This is a genomic window from Actinomadura sp. WAC 06369 (assembly GCF_003947565.1).
Taxonomy (GTDB): Bacteria; Actinomycetota; Actinomycetes; order Streptosporangiales; family Streptosporangiaceae; genus Spirillospora; species Spirillospora rifamycini.
Map to the genome: position 1 here is coordinate 17,563 of NZ_QHJN01000067.1, position 22,087 is coordinate 39,649.

Below are 22,087 nucleotides of genomic sequence, written 5' to 3' on the forward strand. Positions count from 1 at the left end.
AGAGCCGCCATGGACCTGCGCGAAACCGCCGAACATCGGAAACTGAGGGCCGAGCTGCGCGCGTACTTCGCGAACCTGCTGCCTCCGGACGTCCGCCGCCGCGCCGGCGAGGAGGGCGTCGGCGGCGACCGGTTCCGCGAGATCGTCAAGCGGCTCGGCGACGACGGCTGGCTCGGCTACGGCTGGCCCGCCGAGTACGGCGGCCAGGGCCGCTCCACCGCCGAGCAGTACGTCTTCTTCGACGAGGTGCAGCGCGCCGGGCTGCCGTTCCCGTTCGTCACCGTCAACACCGTCGGCCCCACCCTGATGCGGTTCGGCACCGACGAGCAGAAGAAGGCGTACCTCCCCGGCATCCTGTCGGGCGACATCGTCTTCGCGATCGGCTACACCGAACCCGACGCCGGCACCGACCTCGCGTCCCTGCGCACCCGCGCCGTCCGCGACGGCGACTCCTTCGTCGTCGACGGCAGCAAGGTCTTCACGAGCGGCGCGAACACCGCCGACCACGTGTGGCTCGCCGCCCGCACCGACCCCGACGCGCCGAAGCACAAGGGCATCTCGATCCTGATCGTGCCCACCGACGCCGACGGGTTCTCGTGGAGCCCGATCCAGTGCGTCGGCGGCATGGTCGTCACCGCCACCTACTACAACGGCGTGCGGGTGCCCGCCTCGTCCGTCGTCGGCGACGTCGACGGCGGCTGGGGCCTCATCACCACCCAGCTCAACCACGAGCGCATCGGCCTCGCCGCGCTCGGCGGCCGCATGATCCGCCTCTGGGAGGACGTCGCCGCGTGGGCCCGCGAGGAAGGCGTCATCGACGTCCCGTGGGTCCGCCGCGACCTCGCCCGCACCCACGCCAAGCTCGAGGCGATGCGCCTCATGAACTGGAAGATGACGATGGCCGTCGAGCACGGCACCCTCACCGGCGCGCAGGCCGGGGCGGCGAAGGCGTACGGGACCGAGACGCACATCGACGTCCAGCGCACCCTGACGAACGTGCTCGGCGCCGCGGGCCGCATCCGCCCCGAGTCGCCGGGCGCCGCCCTGCATGGGCAGATCGAGCAGCTCTCCCGGCAGGGCATCGTCAACACGTTCGGCGGCGGCGTCAACGAGGTCCTGCGGGACATGGTCGCCGTGCAGGGCCTCGGCCTCCCCCGGGGGAAGCGGGCATGAGCGCCACCGACGACTACGAAGCCCGCCTCCAGGCGTTCGCCGGCCGCGAGCTCCTCTCCCGCCGGCCCGGCCCGGACCCCGTGAACGCCCCCATGATCCGCCACTGGGTCGAGGCCATGGAGGACGGCAACCCGGTCTACGTCGACGACGAGGCGGCCCGCGCCACCGGACGCGACGGCATCGTCGCCCCCGCCTCGATGGTCCAGGCGTGGACGATGCGCGGCTACGCCGCGACCGTCCGCCCCGACGCGGCCCGCTCGCCGTTCGACGACCTCGTCGACCTCCTCGACGAAGGCGGCTACACCTCCGTCGTCGCGACCGACTCCGACTTCGCGTTCGTCCGGGAGCTGCGGCCCGGCGACCGCGTCAGCGTCGAGGAGCGCGTCGAGTCGATCTCCCCGGAGAAGAAGACCGCCCTCGGCACCGGACGGTTCATCAGCACCGTCAAGACGTACCGGGACGCGGACGGCGAGGTCGTCGCGACGCAGCGGTGGCGCACGCTCCGGTTCCGCCCGGCCGAGAAGGAGGCCCCGAAGCCGCTCCGCCCGCGGCCCGCGATCAACCCCGACAACGCCTTCTGGTTCGAGGCCGCCCGCGAGCACCGCCTCGTCATCCAGCGCTGCGCCGAGTGCAAGTCGCTCCGGCACCCGCCCGGCCCCGCCTGCCCGCAGTGCGGCTCGTTCGCGTGGGACACCGTCGAGTCGTCCGGCGACGGGCACGTCTACACGTTCACGGTCAACCACCACCCGCGGCACCCCGCGTTCGACTACCCGCTGGTCGTCGCCGTCATCGAGCTCGCCGAAGGCACCCGCCTCATCGCGAACATGGCGGGCGCGGACCCCGCGGACGTCGAGATCGGCATGCCCGTCGTCCTCGACTGGCTCGACGCCGACCCCGACCTGTCCCTGCCGATCTTCCGCCCGAAGGAGAGCTGATGGACTTCACCCTTGGCGAGGAACTGGAAGCGGTCCGGGACCTGGCCCGGCAGATCCTCACCGACCGCACCGCCCCCGAACGGCTCCGCGCCGCCGAGGCGACCGGCGTCGACGAACCGCTCTGGAAGGAGCTCGCCGCCGCGGGCCTGCTCGGCGTCCCGCTCCCCGAGTCCGCGGGCGGCGCCGGCCTCGGGGTCTCCGGCCTCGCGATCCTCCTCGAGGAGCAGGGCCGCACCGTCGCGCCCGTCCCGCTGTGGCCCGCTCTCGTCGCCGGCCTCACCCTCGCCGAGCACGGCACCTGCCCGCCGGAGGTCGCGGACGGCGCCCTCCGGTACACGCTCGCGCTCGAAGAGTTCGGCCTGCACGAGCCGTCCGAACCGTCCTGCCGCGCCGTCCCGGACGGCGGCGCCTGGCGGCTCACGGGCACGAAGGCCGTCGTGCCGTCGGCGTCCGCCGCGCACCGGATGCTCGTCTCCGCGACCGCCCCGGACGGCCCCGCGCTGTTCGCCGTCGACACCGCCGCGCCCGGCACGGCCCGGGAGGACGCCCGCACCACCGCGCACGACGTCGCGGGCACCGTCACCCTCGACGGCGCCCCCGCCGAACGCCTCGGCGACGGCGCCCTCGGCACCGCCCTGCGGCTGTCCCGGATCGCCCTCGCGGCCGTCCAGCTCGGCGTCGCCGAAGGCGCCCTGCGCATGACCGCCGACTACCTCGCGGCCCGCGAGCAGTTCGGCCGCCCGCTCGGCACCTTCCAGGCCGTCCAGCACCAGCTCGCCGACTCCTACATCGAGATCGACGCCCTCCGCGTCTGCCTCTGGCACGCGGTGTCGCTCGTCGCCGCCGGCGAGGACGCCGAGCAGGCCGCGCTCGTCGCCAAGTGGTGGTCGGACGAGGGCGGCCTCAACGTCGTGCACCGCACCCAGCACCTGCACGGCGGCATCGGCGTCGACGTCGACTACCCGATCCACCGGTACTTCCTGTGGGGCAAGCAGATCTCCGGCACCCTCGGCGGCGCCTCCGCCGACCTCGCCCTCCTCGGAGCCGCCCTGTGAGAACGAACGTCTCCGTCGGCGACGAGCTGCCGCCCCTCGACGTCCCGCTCACCCGCACCATGATCGTCGCGACCGCCATCGCGAGCCGCGACTACCAGGACGTCCACCACGACCCGTCCCTCGCCGCCGAACGCGGCTCGAAGGACGTCTTCATGAACATCCTCACGACGAACGGGCTCGTCGACCGCTACGTCACCGCCTGGGCCGGGCCCGCCTGCACGGTCAAGGCGATCCGGATCCGCCTCGGCGCGCCCAACTACCCGGGCGACACGATGCGGCTCACCGGCACCGTCACGGCCCTGGACGGCGACGACGTCGAGATCGCCGTCACGGGCGTGAACGCGCTCGGCCCGCACGTGACCGGCACCGTCGTCGTCCGACTGCGAAGGGACGAGGCATGAGCGTGCTGCCCGGAGCCGCCGCCATCGCGGGCATCGGCGCCACCGAGTTCTCCAAGGAGTCCGGCCGCAGCGAGCTGCGCCTCGCCTGCGAGGCCGTCCTCGCCGCGATCACCGACGCCGGCCTCCAGCCGTCCGACGTGGACGGCATGGTGACGTTCACCGCCGACACCAGCTCCGAGATCCACATCGCCCGCAACCTCGGCATCGGCGAGCTGAAGTTCTTCTCCCGCATCGGCCACGGCGGCGGCGCCGCCTGCGGCACCGTCCAGCAGGCCGCGATGGCCGTCGCGACCGGCGTCGCCGACGTCGTCGTCTGCTACCGCGCGTTCAACGAGCGCTCCGGCGTCCGCTACGGCCTCGGCCAGGCCGACCGTCCGATGGACGTCAGCGCCGACCGCGCCGCGTACTCGTGGATGACGCCGTTCGGGCTCAACACCCCGGCCCAGTGGGTCGCGATGTTCGCCCGCCGGTACATGCACGAGTACGGCGCGACCAGCGAGGACTTCGGCCGCATCGCCGTCGTCGACCGCAGGCACGCCGCGCGGAACCCCGCCGCCTGGTTCCACGGGCGGCCCATCACCCTGGAGGACCACCAGGCGTCCCGCTGGATCGCCGAACCCCTCCGCCTCCTCGACTGCTGCCAGGAGAGCGACGGCGGCCAGGCCATCGTCGTCGTGTCCGCCCAGCGGGCCCGCGACCTCCCGCACCGCCCCGCCCTCGTCTGGGGCGCCGCCCAGGGCTCCGGCAACGACCAGCACATGATGACGAGCTACTACCGGTCCGAGATCTCCGGCATCCCCGAGATGGGCCTCGTGGGCCGGCAGCTGTACGCGCAGAGCAAGCTGACGCCGTCCGACATCCAGGCCGCGATCCTCTACGACCACTTCACCCCGCTCGTCCTGCCCCAGCTGGAGGAGCTCGGCTTCTGCGCGAAGGGCGAGGCGAAGAACTTCATCGCGGACGGCAACCTCGAGATCGGGGGCCGCCTCCCGCTCAACACCCACGGCGGCCAGCTCGGCGAGGCGTACATCCACGGCATGAACGGCATCGCCGAGGGCGTGCGGCTGCTGCGCGGCACGTCCCCGAACCAGCCCGGCGACGTCCACCACGTCCTGGTCACCGCCGGCACCGGCGTCCCGACCAGCGGCCTGATCCTCGGAGCGGACGGATGAGCGAGTGGCGCGGCCGGACTCTCGGCACCCGCGAGGCGACCTACGACGAGACCCGCGCGATCCTCTACGCGCTCGCGGTCGGCGCCCCCGCGAGCGCCCTCGACCTCGTGTTCGAGAAGGACCTGCGCGTCCTGCCCGCGTTCGCGCTGACCCTCGCGCAGTGGGCGCCGGACGAACTCGGCCCCGCGGGCGCGTTCGACACGGCCACCGCCGTCCACGGCTCGCAGCGCCTGCGCGTCCGCGAGCCCCTGCCGCCGTCCGGGACCGTCGCGATGACGGCCCGCGTCGGCGAGGTCTGGGACAAGGGGCGCGCGGCCGTCTTCGAGGTGGTCGTCGAGAGCGCGTACTTCGACGCCACGTGGTCGATCTTCGCGCCCGGCGCGGGCGGCTTCGGCGGCGAACGGGGCCCGTCCGCGCGGCGGCGCCCGTCCGGCGACCCGGACCGCACCCTGGCGCTGCGGACGTCCCCGAACCAGGCGGCCCTCTACCGGCTCCTGGGCGACCGGCACCACATGCACATCGACCCCGCGGCCGCGAAGGCGGCCGGCATGCCCCGGCCGTTCATGCACGGCCTGTGCACGCTCGCCGCGATCGTCCTGCCCGTCGCGGACGCCTACGAGGCGCACCCCGCCGACCTGACCGAACTCGACGGCCGCTTCGCCGCCCCGGTCTTCCCCGGCGACGAGCTGACGATCGAGACGTGGCGGGACGCGGGCGCGGTCCTGTTCGAGGCCGCCGTCGGCGACCGCACGGTCATCTCGGGGGGACGGGCCGCCTTCACCGGTGGTCGTCCAGCATGACGTCGAGGCGTTCGCGGAGCAGCGGGCGGCCGAGGTCGTCATAGGCGCGGGCCCACAGGGGGTGGAGGTCCGGGAGGCGCCGCCCGTCCTCGTGGTAGGCGGCGGTGAGTCCCAGCAGGGCGCTCGCCGGGTGGCCTGCGTCGAGCATCCGGTTAGCGTCGGCCAGGACGGCGTCCGTCTCCCCGGCGAAGGAGGGGTGCTCGTCGCCGAAGGCGTCGTGCGGCGCGAGCACGCCGATGCCGACGCCGGACGGGTCGGGTTCGTGGCGCCAGCCGTCCGGCGGGGCGAGCTCGAGAGGGACCTCCGTGTCGCCGCCGTCGGGGCCCACGCCGTACTCGGGGGCGGGACGGACGCCGAGTTCGGCCGACAGGCGCTCCACCTGGGCGACGCGGCGCTCCCCTCCGCTCCGCAGGGCGACGGAGAGCAGGAAGGTGAGGCCGTCCAGGGTGTTCCGGCCGATGACGCCCGGCTCCTTGTGGCCGAACGAGGCGACGGGGTGGTCGGTGCGTTCGAGTTCCGGCGCGGGGACCACCCACCCGATGCAGGTGCCGTTGCCCAGATCGGCGAAGGGCAGGAGCTCCGGGACGGACATGAACGGCACGTGGTGCCGGCGGAACCTCTCCTCGTCGTCGCGGTACTCCCAGCCCGAAGGCGCGGGAGGCGCCTCGCACAGGTCGAACGGCAGGGCGAAGCTCGTCTGCACGCGGAACGGGTCGTAGAGCCCTTCCTCGAACAGGTCGGTCTCGAGGAACCCCTCCTCCCAGGCGATGTCGATCACCTTGGCGAGCGCGGGCGGGGTGGGGAACGGGAACAGGTCGTCGGTCCACTTCGGTCGTGTCGTCATCGTTGAGGAGTGTCGCAGCCACCTGCGACACTTCCCCCGCCACGCGCGGTGACGTGCCGAGCTTTAAAAGAACGAAGCTGTTCCCCTAGCATTCGGGCATGGTCGGCAAACCCCCCAGCCGATGGTTCATCGGCATCGTGCCGGTGCCCGTCCTCTGCTGGCTGGCAGCGACCCGGTTCGTCCAGAACGGCTCGGAGGTCCGGTACTACCTGGCGCTGGGGGCGGTCCTCGCGGTGCTCACCGCCCTGGTCCGGGCGGCCCTCGCGCTCTGGCCGCGCATGCTGGGCGCCCCGCCCGGCCCCTGGTTCACCGGCGCCGTCGCGGCCGTCGGCGTGGTCGTGCTGGCGTCCGACTGGTCCCTGGCAGTGGACACGAACATCCAGGTCATCGTGTTCCTGGCGGGCTTCGTCGCGGTGGTCGGCGTCATCGGGCGGACGGCTCTCGCGTTCTGGCTGCCGCGCCGCGACGCGAAGGCGTGGACGCTGCGGACGAGCGTCCCCGCGCTCCTCGCGCTCGCCGTCATGGTCGTCCTGGGCGCCTTCCCGCCGGGCGAGGTGCGGCTGGACCTGTCGCGGCACGACCTCAACGAGTACGCGCAGACCGTGGGGGACGACCCAGGCAGGTGCGGCGAGCCGCGCTGGGTGGGGCTCTACAAGGTCACGTGCGCGGAGCGCGACGGCGACGCCGTGCGACTGGCCATCGAGGAGCCCTTGGTCCCGACGTACGGGAAGCCCTGGCTCGTCGGCCCCGGCTACTGGAACACCGAAATTCAGGACTGACCCGCTCTCGACCCACCCCGTGCCCGCCCGCACCCTCCACAAGGATCAGAGATGACGAGGCCGGAAACCGCATCGCCCCTCGGCGCGCATCGCGCGACGTACGAGCCCAAGCCGGAACCGTGGATCGGGACGTCGATCGCGGGAGCCGCACTGGTGCTCTCCCTGCCCATCGCCCTCATCGGGACCGTCTGGCTGGCACTGGGCTACGCGTTCGTGCTGGCGGTGTACGGCTGGGCGACGTGGAGCAAGGTCCGCCACGCCGCCCGGGGCAAGGGCGCGCGGCTCGACGTCTTCGCGCGCGGCCTCCGGGTCACCGGGCCCGGCACGAACGTGTTCGAGTTCCGGTGGGAGACCCTCTCGTTCGTGAGCAGCATCATCCACAGCCACAAGAACGGCACCGTCGAGAGCACGTACGTGTACGCGCTGATGGGGGACGACCGCAGGGTGCTCATCATCGGCGACAACGCGGCAGCGCCGCGGACGCACTTCTTCGACGCCGTCGAGACCGTCCGCGGTCCGGCCTTCGTCGACCCGAAGTCGTGGGGCGGCACCATCCAGCGAAGGACCGCCGCCGTGCAGTTGCCCCGTGTCGCGCGAATGATCGAGGACGGCCGGACGGTGACGTTCGGCCCGCTCCAGGTGACCGCGCACGAGCTGAGGACGGCGGACGGGGACGCCGTGCCGTGGTCGCGGATCGACCGGTTCCGCCTGTACGCCGGCCAGCTCGAGGTCAGGGCCGCGGACGTCAAGCGGCCGCTGCTCAGGAAGCGTGTCGGCGAAGTCCCGAACTTCCCCGTCTTCCACGCCCTCGCCGAGAGCCTCCGCGAACGGGCGCACTGACCCGAACCGCCCCCGGGCGCCGACCGATTCGAATACACTTTCGAACATGGTTCCCGGGCTCCTGAGCCTCCACGGCTTCCTGGACGAGGACGAGCAGCGGCGGCTGGCCGCCGCCATCGACGCCGAACCGTGGTCGACGCTGCTGCGGCGGCGCGTCCAGCACTACGGCCACCGCTACGACTACGGCGGCCGCGGCGTGCGCGGCGTGCGCGCCGCCGCTGCCGCCGTGGGCCGCCGCGTGTCCGTCACCTTCCGGACGGTGGAGCGGCCGCTCAACTCTGCCCGAGAGCCAGCGCCTTGAGATCGGCGAGCCCTTCCCGGTAGGCGTTGACGTCGCAGCGGCCCGAAATCCCCTCGACGGTGCCGCTGGACGAGAACTGCAGGACCGAGATCGGCTCGCCGCCGAACTCCTTCCACCACGAGTCCTTGACCTTCTTGTACAGCGACTCCGGCGACCCCGACCCGTTCACGTAGTGCGACTGCCAGATCGTGTCGAAGAAGTCGAGGTCGGGCTTGCCGGTCTGCTCCCAGTACCAGCGGGGGAAGTAGCCGAACACCGGGTGCCCGTCCGTGCGGTCCTTGAACTCCGCCACCCAGTCGCGAGCGGTCTCCGCGTCCGCCCCGGACGCTTCGACGTCCAGCGCGACGGCGAAGGCGGACACATCGCCCGCCTTGTCGAGGAAGTACCGCGCCTGGCCGGCGCCGTCCCCGCCGTGCAGGAAGTGGTACGCGCCGGGGAGGAAGCCGTCGCCGAGGGCGGTCATCCCGTCGCGGTTGTGACCCCAGGTCGGGTTCGTGTACCCGGTCCCTTCGGTCACCTTCGAGAACGCGAACCGGATGCCGTCGCCGTGGACGGCCTCCCAGTCCGGTTCTCCCTGGTAGCTCGCTACGTCCACTCCGAATATCAACGGTGCCTCCTGGGGGCGAGGGGTTGCCGTAACGGATTTTCGCTACAGAAAGTAGCTACCCGGTTCGTTCCTGTCGCTACAGCCAGGTATTCGTGTTGCCCCGCCCACAGGCTTTACTCACGCCCGCCCGGTCCGGTACACCACGCACCGCGTCGGCACCATCCGGTGCGTCGGCGGAGGAAGTGAGTCCGCGCGGCCGATCGCGTCGACCAGTCCGTGCACGGACGAGGCCGCGACGTGCGTCCGTCCGGCGGCCCGCCAGACGCCGTGGACGTCGCGGGAGATCGTCCAGCCGGGGTGGAGGCGCCGGAGGCGGTCGAGCGTCGGCTCGTCGCTCACTCCGCCGGAAGCTTCGCCCACGTGGCCTTGCCGCCCTCGTTGAGTTCCCGAACGCCCCACGCGTGGACGAGCCCGGACACCAGCCGCAGGCCGCGCCCCGACGTCCCGGCCCGGTCCGGAGGCCGCACGACCGGACGTCCCGCACCCCCGTCCCAGACCTCGATCACCACGAGCCCGTCCCGTTCGTCCCGGAACAGTCGGACGACGATCGGCCCCTCCCCGTGCCGGTAGCCGTTCGTCACGAGTTCGCACACCACGAGCCGAGCGGCGAAGTCGTCGCGTATGCCCCATTCGCGGAATTGTTCCGCCAGGAACTTCCGCGCCGCCGCCGGCGCCCGCTCGTCCGCTTCCAGAACCAGCGTGGGAACCTCGGGTGCGAGTGCTGCTGATGACATGCGTGCTCCTCGGAATGTTTCCTCCGTTGTTCGCCTGACCAGCGTGCACACTCCGCGTTAGGCTCGCTACGTTCCGGAATCATCCGCAACACTCGGGGGTGTCATGTACGCACGAGAAGCACTGGACCCGTCAAGGTCGCTGTGGCATTTCATCGCGGTTCACCTGCGGCGATACCGCGAAGCGTGTGGAATGTCCGGGCAGGCTCTCGCCACCGCTCTCGACTGCGACCGTTCGACCGTTTCCAGGTACGAGTCTGCGACGCTCAAGCTCAAGCCCGCCCACGCGAAGATCATCGACCGCCTTTTCGAGGCGGACGGCATGTTCGCTGACCTGATCGGTTTCGCGGCACGGGCCGACGAAGGCGACTGGCTGCTCTCTCTGACGGAGTTCGAGAGTCGCGCGACCCGCATCCGGATGTGGGAGTACGCGGTCGTGCCCGGTCTGCTCCAAACTCAGGAGTATGCGCGTGCCGCGCTCATGGCAGGAGTCGCCAACGACTTGGACGTCGATCTCGACCGGAGAATGTCGCGCAAGGCCGCCATCTTCGAAAGAAGCGATCCCCCACGTGTGACCGCGTTTCTGAGCTGGGCGGCCCTGAGGCAACTGGTCGGCACGCGGGACATCATGCGCGGCCAGGTCGCTCATCTGGTCGAACTCAGCGAGCTCCCGCACGTGAGCATTCGTGTGCTCGAGAACGAAGCCGGTGCGCATCAGGGTCTGGAGGGGCCGTTCATGCTGCTGACGGTGGACCAGCGAGACATCGCGTACATCGAGGCGACCACGCGCGGGTGCTTCCTCACTGACCCGTTCGATGTCCAGGAGATAGCAGTAAGGTACGACTCGATAAGCGACCGAGCTGCCCCGGTGGCTCCCTCTCGAGCCATTTTGGTGGCCGAACTGGAGAGGCTTTCATGATCGAGTGGCGGAAGTCGAGTCGCAGCAGCACGAGCGGTCAGTCCAACTGCGTGGAGGTTGCGGACGTCGTCGGAAACATCGCCGTGCGTGACAGCAAGGATCCGGGCGGGCCGAGACTCGTCGTCCGCCGGGAGGTGTTCGCGGCGCTGGTGGCCGACCTGAAGCGCTGATGCCGGTGTCCCGTGTGTTGCGCGGTGGCTTTGCGCGGATCGAGTCGGCTGCTCGTGATGGTGCCGAGGTGCGGGGCGTGGTCGACGGGGCCGGACGTGCCGGCCGGTGCCATCGTCGGCCTGGTGTGCCGCCGCACCTGACCGGTGTCCAGACGACCGATCCTCGCCGTGCCCCGCAACACGGTGAGAGGACCGGCCGTCCGTTGCAATAAAAATACAGCATCGTCTTTTTGCATGTGGCCGTCTCGGCGGGTTGCGGGTCCCGCCGGCCGTCAGGCGGACTCGGTCGGGAGGCCGGCGGCCACCCAGTCCTCGATGCCGTCGCGGTACTTGCGCACGTTGGTGTAGCCGAGCGCGGTCAGGCGGTCGGCGACCTGGCCGCTGTTGGGGCAGGCCGGGTTGGAGCAGTAGGTGACGATCGCGGCGCCGCGGTCGGGGAGCAGGGTCGGCGCCTGCGCGTCCACGTCGTCCCGGACGAGCGGGACGGCACCGGGCAGGTGCTGCTTCGCGTAGTACTCCCCGCCGAGTGCGTCCACGACGGTGACGGCGCCCGCGTCGATCGCGGCCTTCAGTTCGTCGCGGGTGATGAGTGCGGTCATGGTGATACCTCCAGAGCGAGAACGGATTATAGTCCGGTTCATGGCTCAGGACGATACCGGACCACGGTCCGCTTCCGCAGTGCCGCTCGAACTGCTGCGCACGCCGCCGCCCAAGGAACGGGCGGACGCGGCGCGGAACCGGGCGGCCGTGCTGGACGCGGCCGCGCGGCTCTTCGCCGAGCGGGGCGTGGACGCCGTGTCGATGGACCAGGTGGCGACCGCGGCGGGGGTCGGCAAAGGCACGCTGTTCCGGCGCTTCGGGGACAAGGCGGGCCTCGCCGCGGCGCTGCTGGACGCCCGGGAGCGCGTGCTGCAGCAGGCGATCCTGGAGGGGCCGCCGCCGCTCGGCCCGGGGGCGCCGAACGCGGAGCGCGCGGTCGCGTTCGTCGACGCCTACCTCGACCACCTGCTCGAACACCTCGCGCTCGTCCGCATGTCGGAGACGGCGGCGCCCGGGGCGCGGTACCGGATCGGGGCCTACCGGTTCTGGCACCGGCACCTGGCGATCCTGCTGGACGGGACGCCCGACCCCGAGCACGCGGCGCACGCCGTCCTCGCGGCGCTGGCGGCCGAGCACGTGGCGGCGGTCCTGCCGGACGTCGGCGAGGTGCGGCTCCGCGCGGGCGTCCGGCGGCTCGCCGCGAGCGTCGCGGCGGGGCCGGCCTGACCTACCGGGGGCGCGGCGGGTCGCCGGGCGCGGCGGCGAGCGCGGCGAGGTAGCCGTCCAGGATGCGGGTCTGCCGCTCGGGCGGGAAGTCCTCCGGGCTGAACAGCGCCTGCACGATCAGGCCGAGCGCGAACGACTGGACGGCCGCGGCGAGGTCGTCCGGGTCGGAGGGGGGCAGCTCGCCCAGGCGCTGCGCCGCCCGCACCTGGTGCCGGATCAGCTCGCGCGCGCGTGCGTAGCGGGCCGCGTGCCCGGCGGCGAGGTCGGGTGCCGCCAGCGCGGTGTCCCACGAGCTGATCCAGATCCGGTTGTCCGCGGCGGCCCCGGGCGTGGACGGCAGCATCTCCAGCAGCATCGCGCGCAGCGCGCCGAGCCCCTCGGGCTCGCCGGTCGCCCCGCGCGTCGCCGTCCGGTGCTCGTCCAGGAGCGCCAGCGCGTACGAGACGAGGGCCTTCTTGTTCGGGAAGTAGTGCGTGAGCAGGCCGGTCGTCGCGCCCATCTCGGTGGCCACCGCGCGCAGCGTCAGGCCGCCGAACCCCTGCGCGGCCAGGACCCGCCACACCGCCCCGGACACTTCGCGGCGTCGTGCTTCGTGGTCTCCCTTGTGGCGCGGCATGCCGACAGGCTACATTCACATAACGCGTGTTATGGAAATGGGAGGTCTTATGGACACCGAGGTCAAGGACGAACTCGACCGGATGATGCGCGCCCTGTTCGGCGCGTTCGCGAACGTCGGCGGCACCGGGCCGAACCTCGGCGTCATCCGCGAGATGTTCCTGCCGCAAGCCGTGATCATCAAGAACGTCGGCGGCGAGACCGAGGTCTACGACATCGACTCGTTCATCGCCCCCCGGCAGGAGATGCTCACCGACGGGACGCTGACCGAGTTCTCCGAATGGGAGATCGCCGAGGAGACGGAGATCTTCGGTTCGATAGCGCACCGGTTCAGCGCCTACGGCAAGTCCGGCTACCGTGACGGCGCATGGTTCGAGGGGGCCGGACGGCAGACGACCCAGTTCGTCCGGACGAGCGCGGGGTGGAAGATGGCCTCGGCGGCCTGGGACGACGTCTAGACGCCGACCCAGCGGCGGTAGGCGTCCAGGTCGACGTTGCCGCCGCAGACGACGGTGACCACGTGCCGGTCGGCGAACCGGGCGGGGTCCTCGAGGATCGCCGCGACGCCGAGCGCGGCGGACGGCTCGACCACCAGGCCGGCGTGGTCGAACAGCAGCCGCATGCCGGCGACGATCGACGACTCCCGCACGAGGACGGCGTCGTCGGCGACCGCCAGGAGGTCGTCCAGGACGGCCGGGATCGGACGGCGGCCCGCGACGCCGTCAGCGATGGTGTCGGTCGGGCCGGTGGTGACGACGCGCCGCCGGTGCCACGAGTACGTCATCGCCGGTGCCCCGAGCGGCTGGACGCACACCACCTCGGCCGCCGGGGTCCGGTTCTTCACCACGTGGCCGACGCCGGTGGCGAGCGCCCCGCCGCCGAGCGCGATGAGGACGGCGTCGAACGGCGCGTCCGCCAGTTCGAGGCCGATGGTCGCGGCGCCCTCGCAGGTCTCGAGGTCGAGGCTGTCCTCGACGAGGCGGACGCCGCCGTGCCGCGCGATGGCCGCCGCGCGGTCGCGGGCCGCGTCGAAGTCGCCGTCCACGAGCTCCAGCCGGGCGTCCAGCGCGCGGATGCGGTCGAGCTTGGCGGCGGGCGCGGCGCGCGACGCCACGACGGTCACGTCGAGCCCCCGGGCGCGGCCCGACCACGCGAGGGCCTGGCCGAGGTTGCCCGCGCTCGCGCAGACGGCGGCGCGCGGCCCCTCGGCGGCGAGGCGGCTCGCGACGACCTCGGTGCCGCGCCCCTTGAAGCAGCGGACCGGGTTCGCCGTCTCCAGCTTGATGCTCACCGCGCACCCGAGGACGCGCTCCAGCGCCTCGCAGCGGTACAGCGGGCTGTCGAGGAAGACCGGATCGATCACCCGGCGCGCGTCCCGGATGCGGGCCTCGTCGAGGCGCGTCCCACTCACGGTACGGCAGCGTAGCGCCGACGGCGGGGGCGGTCAGCGGAGCGATGCGTCGAGCCGGCGCATCAGCTCGCCGGGCCGTGCGCCGCCCGGGGGAGCGGGCGGGTAGCGGCGCAGGACGGCCACGACGGCGGGACGGGCGAGGGGCCGGGCCGTCGCGAGGTGTTCGGCCCCGGCGTCGGGGTCGTCTCCGGCGGCCAGCTCGAACGCCCGCGCGGCGTGGGCGGCGGCGCCGAGGATGTGCTTGACCTGCGTGGCCTTCGCCAGGGGGTGCAGGTAGGCGGCGCTGGCCGCGGCCAGGGCGGCGCGCGCGGCCTCGCCCGCCGCGGCGTGCCCCGCGTCGCGGGCCTCCTGGGCCGCGCGGTGCGCCGCCCACGCGGTGTCGCGCAGCAGCTTGGTCCGCCGGGCGCCCGCCGCGAACGCCCGCGCGGCGTCGAGCGCGGCGCGCGGACGTCCGTCGCCGGGACGCGCGTCCTCGAAGAGCGCCAGCGCGGGGGCCGCGCACGCCGCCGCGAAGCCCGTCACCTCGCGGAGTTCGGGCAGGGAGAGCTCGATCGTCGCGGCGTCGTCCGCCATGGCACCGCCTTCAGCCGGGGGAACGGGGGTACTTCGACCGTATCGTTGAACCCTCGATGTAAACTGCGGCGACTTTTGGACGCCTGGTGCCGGGCGAACCTTCAAACGAGGATCACTCACGGGGTGGCGAGAGCCTCCCCAGCGAACCGGTCGACCGCCACGGCCCGCCCCCGGCCGTCGTCACGCCGGGGGGCCGAGGAGGACGGGCAGGGTGCGGGTGCTGTTGCTCAGCGGGGTCGCCAGCGGCTCCGGCTCCCCGGACGCGTCGGCGGGCGCGAGGTCGGGGAAGGTGGTGAACAGGGATTCGAGGGCGATCTCCACCTCCATCCGGGCCAGCGCGGCGCCCAGGCAGAAGTGCTCGCCGTGCCCGAACGACAGGTGGTCCGGCGCGGGATCGGACGGCCGGAACTCGGCCGCGTCCTCGTAGCGGCGCTCGTCGCGGCCCGCGGCGGCGTAGCAGGCCACGACGGCGTCGCCCGCGCCGATGCGGACGCCGTCCAGGTCGACGTCCCGGGTGGCGTAGCGCATCGGGAAGTAGGCGACCGGGGAGTCCCAGCGGAGGGTCTCCTCGACGGCCGCGCTCCACGGGAGCGTCCCGGCGCGCAGCCGCGCCAGCTCGCCGGGATGCGCCAGGAGGGCGCGGATGGCGTTGGTGATCAGGTTGATGGTGGTCTCGTGCCCGGCGATGAACAGGGTCATCACCATGTCGTGCAGCTCCCGCTCGGTGAGGCGGTCGCCCGCCTCGTCGCGGACGGCGATCAGCGCGCTCGTCAGGTCGTCGCCGGGCTCGCGGCGGCGCAGGTCGATGACCTCGGCGAACAGGGCGCGCAGGGTGCCCATGCGGGACGCCGCGTAGTCGGCGTCGTCGGTGACGCGGATCAGCGCGTCGGTGAGTTTGCGCAGGTCGGTGTGCCAGGTCTCGGGCATGCCGACGAGCTCGCAGATGACGTTGCGGGGGAGCGGGTAGGCGTAGTGCCGGCGGAGGTCGACCGGGCCGGGCGCGCGGTGCGCCAGCTCCGCGAGGAGCGCGGCGGCGTGGTGGGCGACGCGGGGCCGGAGCCGGTCGACGCGCCGCGCGCCGAACGCCTTGCCGACGAGCGCCCGCAGCCGGCGGTGCTCCGCCCCCTCCTTGGTGATCATGGACTGGGCGGTGACGATGTTGTTCAGCGGCCAGTCGCGCGGGACCCGGCCCGCCGACCAGTCGGCCCAGTGCCGCAGCTCCTTCGACAGGTCCGGGTGGACGAGCGCCGCCTGCAGGGTGTCGTGGCGGGTGACGGCCCACGCGCGCACCGGCCCCGGCAGCTCGACCGGGACGACCGGGCCCGCGCGGCGCAGCCGCTCGTTCTGGGCGTGCACGTCGCGCATCCGGCCGTCGACGGCGATCCGGTCCGGGCGGATCCGGGCGGCGGCGAGGCGGTCCTCGGGGACGGCGGGGGCGCGGCCGTGGTAGAGGGCGCTGACCAGCTCTCCGGCGGCGGGCGCCTGGCACAGCCCGTGGCCGGAGAAGCCGGCGGCGTACAGGAAGGCGGGGGTGCCGGGGCGGCGGCCGATGAACGCCGACCGGTCGGGGCTGGCGTCCCTGGGGCCGGTCACCGCCGTCCGCAGGCCCGCCGGGTCGGCGGCCGGGTAGGTGCGGGCGAGCTGCGACTTCACCCGCGCGAGCCACTCCTCGCGGTCGGTGCCCGGGTGGCCCATGCCGATCAGCAGCGCGCCGTCGCGGGCGCGGGCCAGCAGCCCGCTGGCGGCGTGCAGGGTCACCGGGATGTCCGGCAGGCCGGGGACCGGGCCGGTGAGCAGGAGTTCCTGCACGGCCGCGCCCGTCAGGGGGACGTCCACCCCGGCGGCCGCCGCGATCCGGGGGGACCACGCCCCGGCGGCGCACACGATCGCCCCCGCGGTGACGGGCCCGTCCGGTGTCTCGACGCGTCCGGCCGCGGCGTCCACCGAGGTGGCCTCGCAGTGCGTGCGCAGGACCGCGCCCGCCCGCCGGGCCTCGTCCGCGAAGTGCCGGACGATCCGGCGCGTGTCGCTCACGAAGGCGTCGGGCGACCAGGCGGCGGCGAGCAGGCCGGGCTCGTCGACCAGCGGGTTGCGGCGCCGCGCCTCGTCGGCGCCGACCAGCTCCACCCGGACGCCCGCGTCCCGCTGCGCGGGCAGCTCCGCCTCGAACGCCGCGACCTGCTCGGGCTCGGTGAACAGCACCAGGTACCCGACGCGCCGCATCGGCAGCCCGGCCGCGGCGTAGGCCCGCAGGCTGCGCGCGGCGAGGCGGGAGCCGTCGGGGTCGCCCGCGAAGTAGGAGCGCAGCACGTCGGCGGTGGCCCGGGAGGCCCCCGACCCCAGCTCGCCGCGCTCCAGCAGCGTCGTCGCGACGCCGTCCCGGGCGAGGTGCGCGGCGATCGACAGGCCGATCACCCCGCCGCCGATGACCACCGCCCCGGTCATGCCGGGCACGCCTCCCGGCGCAGGTGGTGGCCCACGCTCCACGGGAACAGCTGGAGGTTCCAGCCGCCCAGGCAGTTCACGTAGAGGGCCATCTGCGCCATGAGGGCGAGGAAGTCCGTGCGCCGCTCGATCCGGCCGGCGGCGTCGAGCGCGCTCTCGGTGAAGTGGTGCAGCGTCTCCAGCCCGCAGTAGCCGAGGAACTCCGCCGGGGTCGCGGTGAGGATGCGGGCCATCTGCCGCAGGCAGTCCAGCGGCATCTCCTCGGCGGCGGCGCGCACCAGGCCGCCGTAGGCGCAGTAGCCGAGCGGCCGGGTCTCGCCGTTGACGAACAGCAGCGTGGTCAGGACGGTGTCGAAGCTGCCGGCGCGGGAGGCGATCCGGCCCTCGTGCAGCTCGACGAGCTCCTCCGGCGGGTGCGTCCAGACGCGTTCGGTCTCGGCGTGCACCTTGCCGATCAGCGCGTCGACCGTCGGGTCCGCGGCCTCCAGCCGCGGCACCCGGCACTCGCCGTCCTCCTCGCCGTGCCGGGCCACCTCGGCGAACACGGGCCGCTTGGACGAGTACACCGCGTCCCACACCGCGCGTCCCGCCTCGGCGAGGGCGTCCAGGTCGGCCGCGCGGACCCGCCCGACCGGTGTCGCGGGCATCGGCTCGGTGAGCTCCCCGTACTTGATGCCGAGGTGCTGGAGGCGCGAGCAGAACACGGTGCCGTCGGGGACGGTCCGCCGGTCCACCTTCTGCTCGGCGGGCAGGTGCAGCAGCTCGTGCACCGGCGCGACGTGGAAGAGGTGGTGCCCGGCCACCAGGGCGTGGCCTTGCAGGCTGCGGTACGGCAGCGCGTTCCACAGGGCGTCGGCGAGCGCCGGGTTGCGCCCGTCCAGTTCCGCGCTCACCGTGATGCCGAGCTCCGCCCACTCGATCTGGATCCGTCTGTCCCGCACGCCTGCCCCCAGGTGAGATACCGCCCGAACATCCCTCGCACGCGTGATGTAACCAAGAGTGCGTGATTGATTACACTATGGAAGTAAAATGCGCATAGATCACTTGCCGGTCTCGGCCTCCGCGCCGGGATCGGGGTCGATGCCGAGGACGGCGAGGAAGGCGGACGTCGCCGGGGTGCGGCCGAACCGGCTCCACACGGCGTGCTCGACGCGGGCCGGCGCGTCCGTCACCTCGATCGTGGTGACGCCGGTGAGCCGGGGGACGTAGGCGGACGGGAGCATCGCCACACCGAGGTTCTGTCCGACGAGCCGGTCGATGAATTCCGCGCTGGTCACCTCGAACGCCACGTCCCGGTCGAGCCCGGCGTCCGCGAACGCCAGGTCGGACTGGGCGCGCCCGGCCGTCCCGGCGGGCAGGTCGACGAACACCTCGGACGCGAGCCGCCGCAGGTCGACCGCCGGTTCGCCCGCGAGGGGGTGGTCCGGCGCGACCACCGCGACGAGCCGGTCGCGGGCGAGCTCGCGGGCGGCGACGCCGCGCGGCCGCGCGGTCGTCGGCAGCCCGAGGAAGGCGATGTCGAGCCGCCCCTCCCGGACCTGCTCGGCCAGCTCCTCGCTCGCGCCCACCCGCAGGCTGATCCGCACGTGCGGGTACCGGCCGCGGAAGTCGCGCAGCGCGGCCGGGACGTCGACCGCCGCGACCGTCGGGATCAGGCCCACCGCGAGCCGTCCGCGGATCTCCCCGACGGCCGCCGCGACCTCGGCGGCCGCGCGCTCGGCGGCCTCCAGGCACTGCCGGGCCGCGGGGAGGAACGCCTCCCCGGCCGGGGTCAGCCGCACCCGGCGGCTGGTGCGCTCGAACAGCCGCGCGCCGAGCTCCCGCTCCAGCCGCGCGACCTGGTGGCTCAGCGCGGACTGGACGACCAGGCACCGCTCGGCGGCCCGGGTGAAACTGCTTGTCTCCGCGACGGCGACGACGTAACGCATCTGCTGGAGCTCCATCCGGAGATCGTCACACGATCTCCGGGGTCGCCCCCATCCCCATGTCCTCGCGCGCCCGGACGTCCGGCGGACCGTGCACGGCGGAGGCCGCCCCCGCCGGCGCGAGCGGGAACGGCCTCCGGTCATCCGGGAGCGGTGGTCAGTACAGGCCCCACAGCTCGTAGCTGGCCCACGGCGCGGAGCTGCCCTTGCAGTCGTAGGACTGCCAGCCGGAGCGCACGCCCGCCTCGCCGGCGGCCTTGCAGCTCGCGTACCAGTAGAACGTCTGCCCGGTGTTGTGCCAGCTCGCGGCGTGGGCCGGGGTGACGAACGCCCCCGTCGAGAGCGTGGCGCCCGCGAGCGCGGCGACGACTGCGGCCTTCTTCAGGCTCATGAACCCTCCATGGGTGACGGTGCACATCGGTGTGGCTACATTGTGTGACGATCCATCGAAGTGCCGGTATCCGAGAAATTACGTACAGCCACGACAACGCAACACAGAGTGACTCAAAGGTAAGGCGGAGGCCACCCGGGCGTCGAACTTCGCCCACCCGCACGCGGATCCCCATCTAGGCATTGACAAGATGGTGGCGCGCGAGCGAATCTAGACAGTGTCAAGTTCAAGTGAAGGAGGCACCGCAATGGCACCGTTGATGTTCCTGATCGGAGGCACGCTGGCAGGTCTGGTCGCGGGCCGGTCCGGGGTCCGGCGGCTGCGGCCGTGGCCGGTGGCCGTGCGCGGCGGCCTGGCGCTGATGTTCACCGTGACCGGGCTCGCGCACTTCGTCGGCATGCGCGACGAGATGATCGACATGGTCCCGCCCGCGCTGCCCGCACCGGAGTTCCTGGTCACCGCGACCGGCGTCCTGGAGCTGGCCGGCGCCGCCGCGCTCCTGCGGGGACGGACCGCGCCGTGGGCGGCCGGCGGGCTCGGCCTGATGATGATCGGGATGTTCCCGGCGAACGTCCACTGGGCGCTGAGCCGATCGGACCTGCCGTGGGAGGACCAGCTCGTCCCGCGGACGCTGATGCAGGTCGTCTTCGTGGCGGCCGCGCTCAGCGTGCCCGCTCAGCACCTGCGGGCCGTGCGGCACCGCCCGGCCGGCACCCCGACCACGGCCTGACGCACTGTCAGGCGAGCCTCCCGGCGCGGCCCTCGCGCCGGCGACGGCGTCCGCGGCGTACCGGTTCGGCGTCTACCGGCTCAGCCGCCGAGCCGTTCGAGCGCGAACCCCACCCCGACGAGCGTGCACAGGAACAGCGCCGACAGCCCGCTGCCCTGCACCACCAGGACGACGAACGTCACGGCGCACGCCAGCGTGAGGACCACGAGCGCCCCGATCGCGACCCGGACGGCCCGGCCCGGCGGCACCTCCGGCGCACCCAGTGCCACGACCTCGACGGCCTCGCCGCGCTCGACGGTGAACCGCACCCGCGCGCCGTCCTCCAGCGGCAGGCCCGGGCTCCGCACGGCGCGGGACCGGACGCGCACGTCCGGCCCGCCGTCGTCCGGCACGATGAAGCCGTAGCCCCGCTCGTCGTTGAACCACCTCACGCTGCCCTCGGCCATCGCATCACCCCCGCGCTATGCCCGTGACGTTAGCGGCACGGTCCGTATCGCCCGGGGCGGCGACATGGACGCCCGACGGCGCGTGCGTTGCGGGCCGGTGACGCCGATCAGCCGAGCCGCACCCGGCGCCGCGCAAGGTCCACGCCGAGAACCACCACCTCGACGCGGACCCCCTCCCTGGGGCCGTCCGCGGGTCGACGGGCGGGCCGTTCCAAGTCGCGTTCCAAGCGAGTTCCAAGAGGCGCGGCGCAGGCTCGTGGGCATGAGCACCGACATCCGCGCCAGCGCGCCGTTCACCCAATCCATGGTCGTCATCCACCGCGGGCTCCGGCGCGAGTCCCGGCTGCTGGCCGAGCTGGTCGCCGCGGCCCGTCCCGGCGACCGGCGCCGCGCCCGCGCGCTCGCCGCGCACCTCGCCGACTACCTGCTCGGCCTGCACAACCACCACCACGGCGAGGACGAGCTGATCTGGCCGCCGCTGCTCGCGCGGGTGGACCTGGACGCCGACGTCGTGCTGCGGATGGAGGCGCAGCACGAGCGGGTCGCCGCGTCGGTCGCGCGGCTGCGCGAGCTCGCCGCCCCGTGGGCCCGCACGGCGGACGCGTCCGCCCGCGACGCCCTCGCGGACGCGCTGGCCGAGCACCGGGCCGTCCTCGCCGAGCACCTGGACGACGAGGAGGCGAACCTGCTGCCGATCGCCGAACGCCACCTCACTCCGGACGAGTGGGGCGCGCAGGGCGACCACTTCGTGCGGAACACCCCGAAGACGAAGATCCTCGATTTCCTCGGCATCGTGCTGGAGGACGCGACGCCCGCGGAGCGCGCGGAGTTCCTCGCCGCGCTGCCCGCCCCGGCCCGCGTGCTCTGGCGGCGCTTCGGGGAGCGGCGCCACGCAGCCCGGATGCGGCGGCTCCGCGAGGACGTCCGCACGTCCCGGGCCGGCGCCGCCCTCGCCGCGCTCACCGGCGTCGGCATCGCCTGCATCGGGCTGAGCTTCCTCATCGACCCGGTGGGGACGGCGGCGGGGTTCGGCCTCCCGGCGTGGCCGGCCGGGGAGGCCGCGGCCTGGCTGGAGATCAAGGGCGTGCGCGACCTCGGCAGCGGCCTCGCCGTCATCGCGCTGCTCGCCCGCGGGAGGCACGAGGCGCTCGGCCGGGTGATGCTCGCGTTCTCCGCGATCCCGGCGGGGGACATGCTGACGATCCTGCGGCACGACGGCTCGGCGGCCACCGCGTTCGGCGTCCACGGCGCGACCGCCGCCGCCGTCCTCGCCTCGGCCCTGCTCCTCCTCCGCGCGACCCGCCGCTGACCCCGGACCGACCCGGCGGCGTCATGACGGCTCGTGGCCGCGCCACCGGCGCGCGCCGCCGTCCCCGGGGTCCGAGGCCGCGGTGAACGACACCACCGCCGAGCCGTTCGGCGCGTCCCGCCCCCTGACCCCCGCGCGGGTCGGCGGCGGGACGCGCCGCCCCGCGCGGGGGTCAGGGGGCGGGGCGGTAGGGGGCGGTGACGGCGACCGCGGAGTAGCGCATGGTGAAGGCGCCGCCGAGTGCGTCGA

At 73.5% G+C, this 22,087-nt stretch carries 28 protein-coding genes; 15 read left to right on the forward strand and 13 right to left on the reverse strand.

The features are described 5' to 3' along the window. The first annotated feature begins 9 nt into the window (after positions 1 to 9). From DMH08_RS19430 to DMH08_RS19455, 6 genes are read left to right on the forward strand one after another with little or no spacing between them, the layout of a single operon-like run. Positions 10 to 1,173 (forward strand): acyl-CoA dehydrogenase family protein, encoded by a 1,164-nt coding sequence (locus DMH08_RS19430; protein ID WP_125616636.1) that lies wholly within the window; start codon positions 10 to 12, stop codon positions 1,171 to 1,173. Beyond that, a complete protein-coding gene (locus DMH08_RS19435) occupies positions 1,170 to 2,108 on the forward strand; it encodes a bifunctional MaoC family dehydratase N-terminal/OB-fold nucleic acid binding domain-containing protein (protein ID WP_125616639.1) in 939 nt (312 codons plus the stop codon). The genes DMH08_RS19430 and DMH08_RS19435 overlap by 4 nt, the downstream gene beginning before the upstream one ends. Beyond that, entirely contained in the window at positions 2,108 to 3,163 is a 1,056-nt protein-coding gene (locus tag DMH08_RS19440; RefSeq protein ID WP_125616642.1) for an acyl-CoA dehydrogenase family protein, read from the forward strand. Before DMH08_RS19435 ends, DMH08_RS19440 begins: the two co-directional genes overlap by 1 nt. Beyond that, the gene (locus DMH08_RS19445) at positions 3,160 to 3,564 is read left to right on the forward strand and encodes a MaoC family dehydratase (RefSeq protein ID WP_026400905.1); all 405 of its coding nucleotides are present in this window, start codon (positions 3,160 to 3,162) and stop codon (positions 3,562 to 3,564) included. The genes DMH08_RS19440 and DMH08_RS19445 overlap by 4 nt, the downstream gene beginning before the upstream one ends. After that, complete coding sequence (locus DMH08_RS19450) at positions 3,561 to 4,736, forward strand: lipid-transfer protein (RefSeq protein ID WP_026400904.1); 1,176 nt, start codon at positions 3,561 to 3,563, stop codon at positions 4,734 to 4,736. Before DMH08_RS19445 ends, DMH08_RS19450 begins: the two co-directional genes overlap by 4 nt. Continuing rightward, positions 4,733 to 5,536, forward strand: a complete 804-nt coding sequence (locus DMH08_RS19455) for a MaoC/PaaZ C-terminal domain-containing protein (RefSeq protein WP_125616645.1) — start codon at positions 4,733 to 4,735, stop codon at positions 5,534 to 5,536. The genes DMH08_RS19450 and DMH08_RS19455 overlap by 4 nt, the downstream gene beginning before the upstream one ends. Here DMH08_RS19455 and DMH08_RS19460 read toward each other — a convergent pair. After that, complete coding sequence (locus tag DMH08_RS19460; protein ID WP_125616648.1) at positions 5,514 to 6,380, reverse strand: hypothetical protein; 867 nt, start codon at positions 6,378 to 6,380, stop codon at positions 5,514 to 5,516. The two genes, DMH08_RS19455 and DMH08_RS19460, sit on opposite strands and share 23 nt — an antisense overlap. A 98-nt stretch (positions 6,381 to 6,478) precedes the next feature. On the opposite strand from DMH08_RS19460, the gene DMH08_RS19465 reads away from it, so the two are divergent. The 3 genes from DMH08_RS19465 to DMH08_RS19475 are packed head-to-tail and all read left to right on the forward strand — an operon-like array spanning position 6,479 to position 8,300. Further along, positions 6,479 to 7,159 (forward strand): hypothetical protein, encoded by a 681-nt coding sequence (locus tag DMH08_RS19465; protein ID WP_125616651.1) that lies wholly within the window; start codon positions 6,479 to 6,481, stop codon positions 7,157 to 7,159. Between the two features lie 51 nt (positions 7,160 to 7,210). Continuing rightward, complete coding sequence (locus DMH08_RS19470; RefSeq protein WP_125616654.1) at positions 7,211 to 7,999, forward strand: DUF6585 family protein; 789 nt, start codon at positions 7,211 to 7,213, stop codon at positions 7,997 to 7,999. A 46-nt stretch (positions 8,000 to 8,045) separates the two neighbouring features. Next, positions 8,046 to 8,300 (forward strand): hypothetical protein, encoded by a 255-nt coding sequence (locus tag DMH08_RS19475; protein WP_125616657.1) that lies wholly within the window; start codon positions 8,046 to 8,048, stop codon positions 8,298 to 8,300. On the opposite strand, the gene DMH08_RS19480 is transcribed toward DMH08_RS19475, so the two are convergent. From DMH08_RS19480 to DMH08_RS19490, 3 genes are all read right to left on the reverse strand, one after another. Next, complete coding sequence (locus tag DMH08_RS19480; RefSeq protein ID WP_158642348.1) at positions 8,272 to 8,895, reverse strand: glycoside hydrolase family 25 protein; 624 nt, start codon at positions 8,893 to 8,895, stop codon at positions 8,272 to 8,274. The genes DMH08_RS19475 and DMH08_RS19480 overlap by 29 nt on opposite strands. A 129-nt stretch (positions 8,896 to 9,024) precedes the next feature. Then, the gene (locus DMH08_RS19485; RefSeq protein WP_125616664.1) at positions 9,025 to 9,246 is read right to left on the reverse strand and encodes a hypothetical protein; all 222 of its coding nucleotides are present in this window, start codon (positions 9,244 to 9,246) and stop codon (positions 9,025 to 9,027) included. Further along, complete coding sequence (locus DMH08_RS19490; RefSeq protein ID WP_084549819.1) at positions 9,243 to 9,641, reverse strand: ATP-binding protein; 399 nt, start codon at positions 9,639 to 9,641, stop codon at positions 9,243 to 9,245. Before DMH08_RS19490 ends, DMH08_RS19485 begins: the two co-directional genes overlap by 4 nt. Positions 9,642 to 9,744: 103 nt before the next feature. On the opposite strand from DMH08_RS19490, the gene DMH08_RS19495 reads away from it, so the two are divergent. Both DMH08_RS19495 and DMH08_RS19500 read left to right on the forward strand, forming a co-directional pair. Continuing rightward, the gene (locus DMH08_RS19495; protein ID WP_084549818.1) at positions 9,745 to 10,557 is read left to right on the forward strand and encodes a helix-turn-helix domain-containing protein; all 813 of its coding nucleotides are present in this window, start codon (positions 9,745 to 9,747) and stop codon (positions 10,555 to 10,557) included. Further along, the gene (locus DMH08_RS19500) at positions 10,554 to 10,727 is read left to right on the forward strand and encodes a DUF397 domain-containing protein (RefSeq protein WP_084549817.1); all 174 of its coding nucleotides are present in this window, start codon (positions 10,554 to 10,556) and stop codon (positions 10,725 to 10,727) included. Before DMH08_RS19495 ends, DMH08_RS19500 begins: the two co-directional genes overlap by 4 nt. 272 nt (positions 10,728 to 10,999) lie before the next feature. Here the strand turns inward: DMH08_RS19500 and DMH08_RS19505 are convergent, their stop codons facing one another. Then, the gene (locus tag DMH08_RS19505; RefSeq protein ID WP_125616667.1) at positions 11,000 to 11,326 is read right to left on the reverse strand and encodes a rhodanese-like domain-containing protein; all 327 of its coding nucleotides are present in this window, start codon (positions 11,324 to 11,326) and stop codon (positions 11,000 to 11,002) included. 40 nt (positions 11,327 to 11,366) lie between these two features. Between DMH08_RS19505 and DMH08_RS19510 the strand changes: the two genes are divergently transcribed. Next, on the forward strand, positions 11,367 to 11,993 hold the full coding sequence (locus tag DMH08_RS19510) for a TetR/AcrR family transcriptional regulator (RefSeq protein ID WP_125616670.1): 627 nt from the start codon (positions 11,367 to 11,369) through the stop codon (positions 11,991 to 11,993). 1 nt (position 11,994) lies between these two features. Here the strand turns inward: DMH08_RS19510 and DMH08_RS19515 are convergent, their stop codons facing one another. Further along, positions 11,995 to 12,609 (reverse strand): TetR/AcrR family transcriptional regulator, encoded by a 615-nt coding sequence (locus DMH08_RS19515; RefSeq protein ID WP_125616673.1) that lies wholly within the window; start codon positions 12,607 to 12,609, stop codon positions 11,995 to 11,997. Positions 12,610 to 12,658: 49 nt separating this feature from the next. Between DMH08_RS19515 and DMH08_RS19520 the strand changes: the two genes are divergently transcribed. Beyond that, a complete protein-coding gene (locus tag DMH08_RS19520) occupies positions 12,659 to 13,066 on the forward strand; it encodes a hypothetical protein (protein WP_026400893.1) in 408 nt (135 codons plus the stop codon). Here DMH08_RS19520 and DMH08_RS19525 read toward each other — a convergent pair. The 6 genes from DMH08_RS19525 to DMH08_RS19550 all read right to left on the reverse strand — a co-directional run bounded on the left by DMH08_RS19525 (position 13,063) and on the right by DMH08_RS19550 (position 19,353). Continuing rightward, positions 13,063 to 14,019: a threonine ammonia-lyase gene (locus tag DMH08_RS19525; RefSeq protein WP_125616676.1), complete on the reverse strand. Its 957-nt coding sequence runs from the start codon at positions 14,017 to 14,019 to the stop codon at positions 13,063 to 13,065. The two genes, DMH08_RS19520 and DMH08_RS19525, sit on opposite strands and share 4 nt — an antisense overlap. A gap of 33 nt (positions 14,020 to 14,052) precedes the next feature. After that, positions 14,053 to 14,592: a putative immunity protein gene (locus DMH08_RS19530; protein ID WP_125616679.1), complete on the reverse strand. Its 540-nt coding sequence runs from the start codon at positions 14,590 to 14,592 to the stop codon at positions 14,053 to 14,055. Between the two features lie 180 nt (positions 14,593 to 14,772). Continuing rightward, complete coding sequence (locus DMH08_RS19535; protein ID WP_125616682.1) at positions 14,773 to 17,037, reverse strand: FAD-dependent oxidoreductase; 2,265 nt, start codon at positions 17,035 to 17,037, stop codon at positions 14,773 to 14,775. Then, complete coding sequence (locus DMH08_RS19540; protein ID WP_125616685.1) at positions 17,034 to 17,978, reverse strand: hypothetical protein; 945 nt, start codon at positions 17,976 to 17,978, stop codon at positions 17,034 to 17,036. The genes DMH08_RS19535 and DMH08_RS19540 overlap by 4 nt, the downstream gene beginning before the upstream one ends. Positions 17,979 to 18,077: 99 nt before the next feature. Then, positions 18,078 to 18,980, reverse strand: coding sequence for a LysR family transcriptional regulator (locus tag DMH08_RS19545; RefSeq protein WP_125616688.1), 903 nt, complete (start codon positions 18,978 to 18,980; stop codon positions 18,078 to 18,080). A 139-nt stretch (positions 18,981 to 19,119) separates the two neighbouring features. Further along, a complete protein-coding gene (locus DMH08_RS19550; protein WP_026400888.1) occupies positions 19,120 to 19,353 on the reverse strand; it encodes a hypothetical protein in 234 nt (77 codons plus the stop codon). Between the two features lie 247 nt (positions 19,354 to 19,600). Between DMH08_RS19550 and DMH08_RS19555 the strand changes: the two genes are divergently transcribed. Then, positions 19,601 to 20,083, forward strand: a complete 483-nt coding sequence (locus DMH08_RS19555; RefSeq protein WP_125616691.1) for a DoxX family protein — start codon at positions 19,601 to 19,603, stop codon at positions 20,081 to 20,083. Between the two features lie 80 nt (positions 20,084 to 20,163). Here DMH08_RS19555 and DMH08_RS42645 read toward each other — a convergent pair whose 3' ends face one another. After that, positions 20,164 to 20,529: a cold-shock protein gene (locus tag DMH08_RS42645; RefSeq protein ID WP_064743471.1), complete on the reverse strand. Its 366-nt coding sequence runs from the start codon at positions 20,527 to 20,529 to the stop codon at positions 20,164 to 20,166. Between the two features lie 262 nt (positions 20,530 to 20,791). On the opposite strand from DMH08_RS42645, the gene DMH08_RS19565 reads away from it, so the two are divergent. Further along, entirely contained in the window at positions 20,792 to 21,838 is a 1,047-nt protein-coding gene (locus tag DMH08_RS19565; RefSeq protein ID WP_233617688.1) for a DUF4267 domain-containing protein, read from the forward strand. Positions 21,839 to 22,087: the final 249 nt, after the last annotated feature.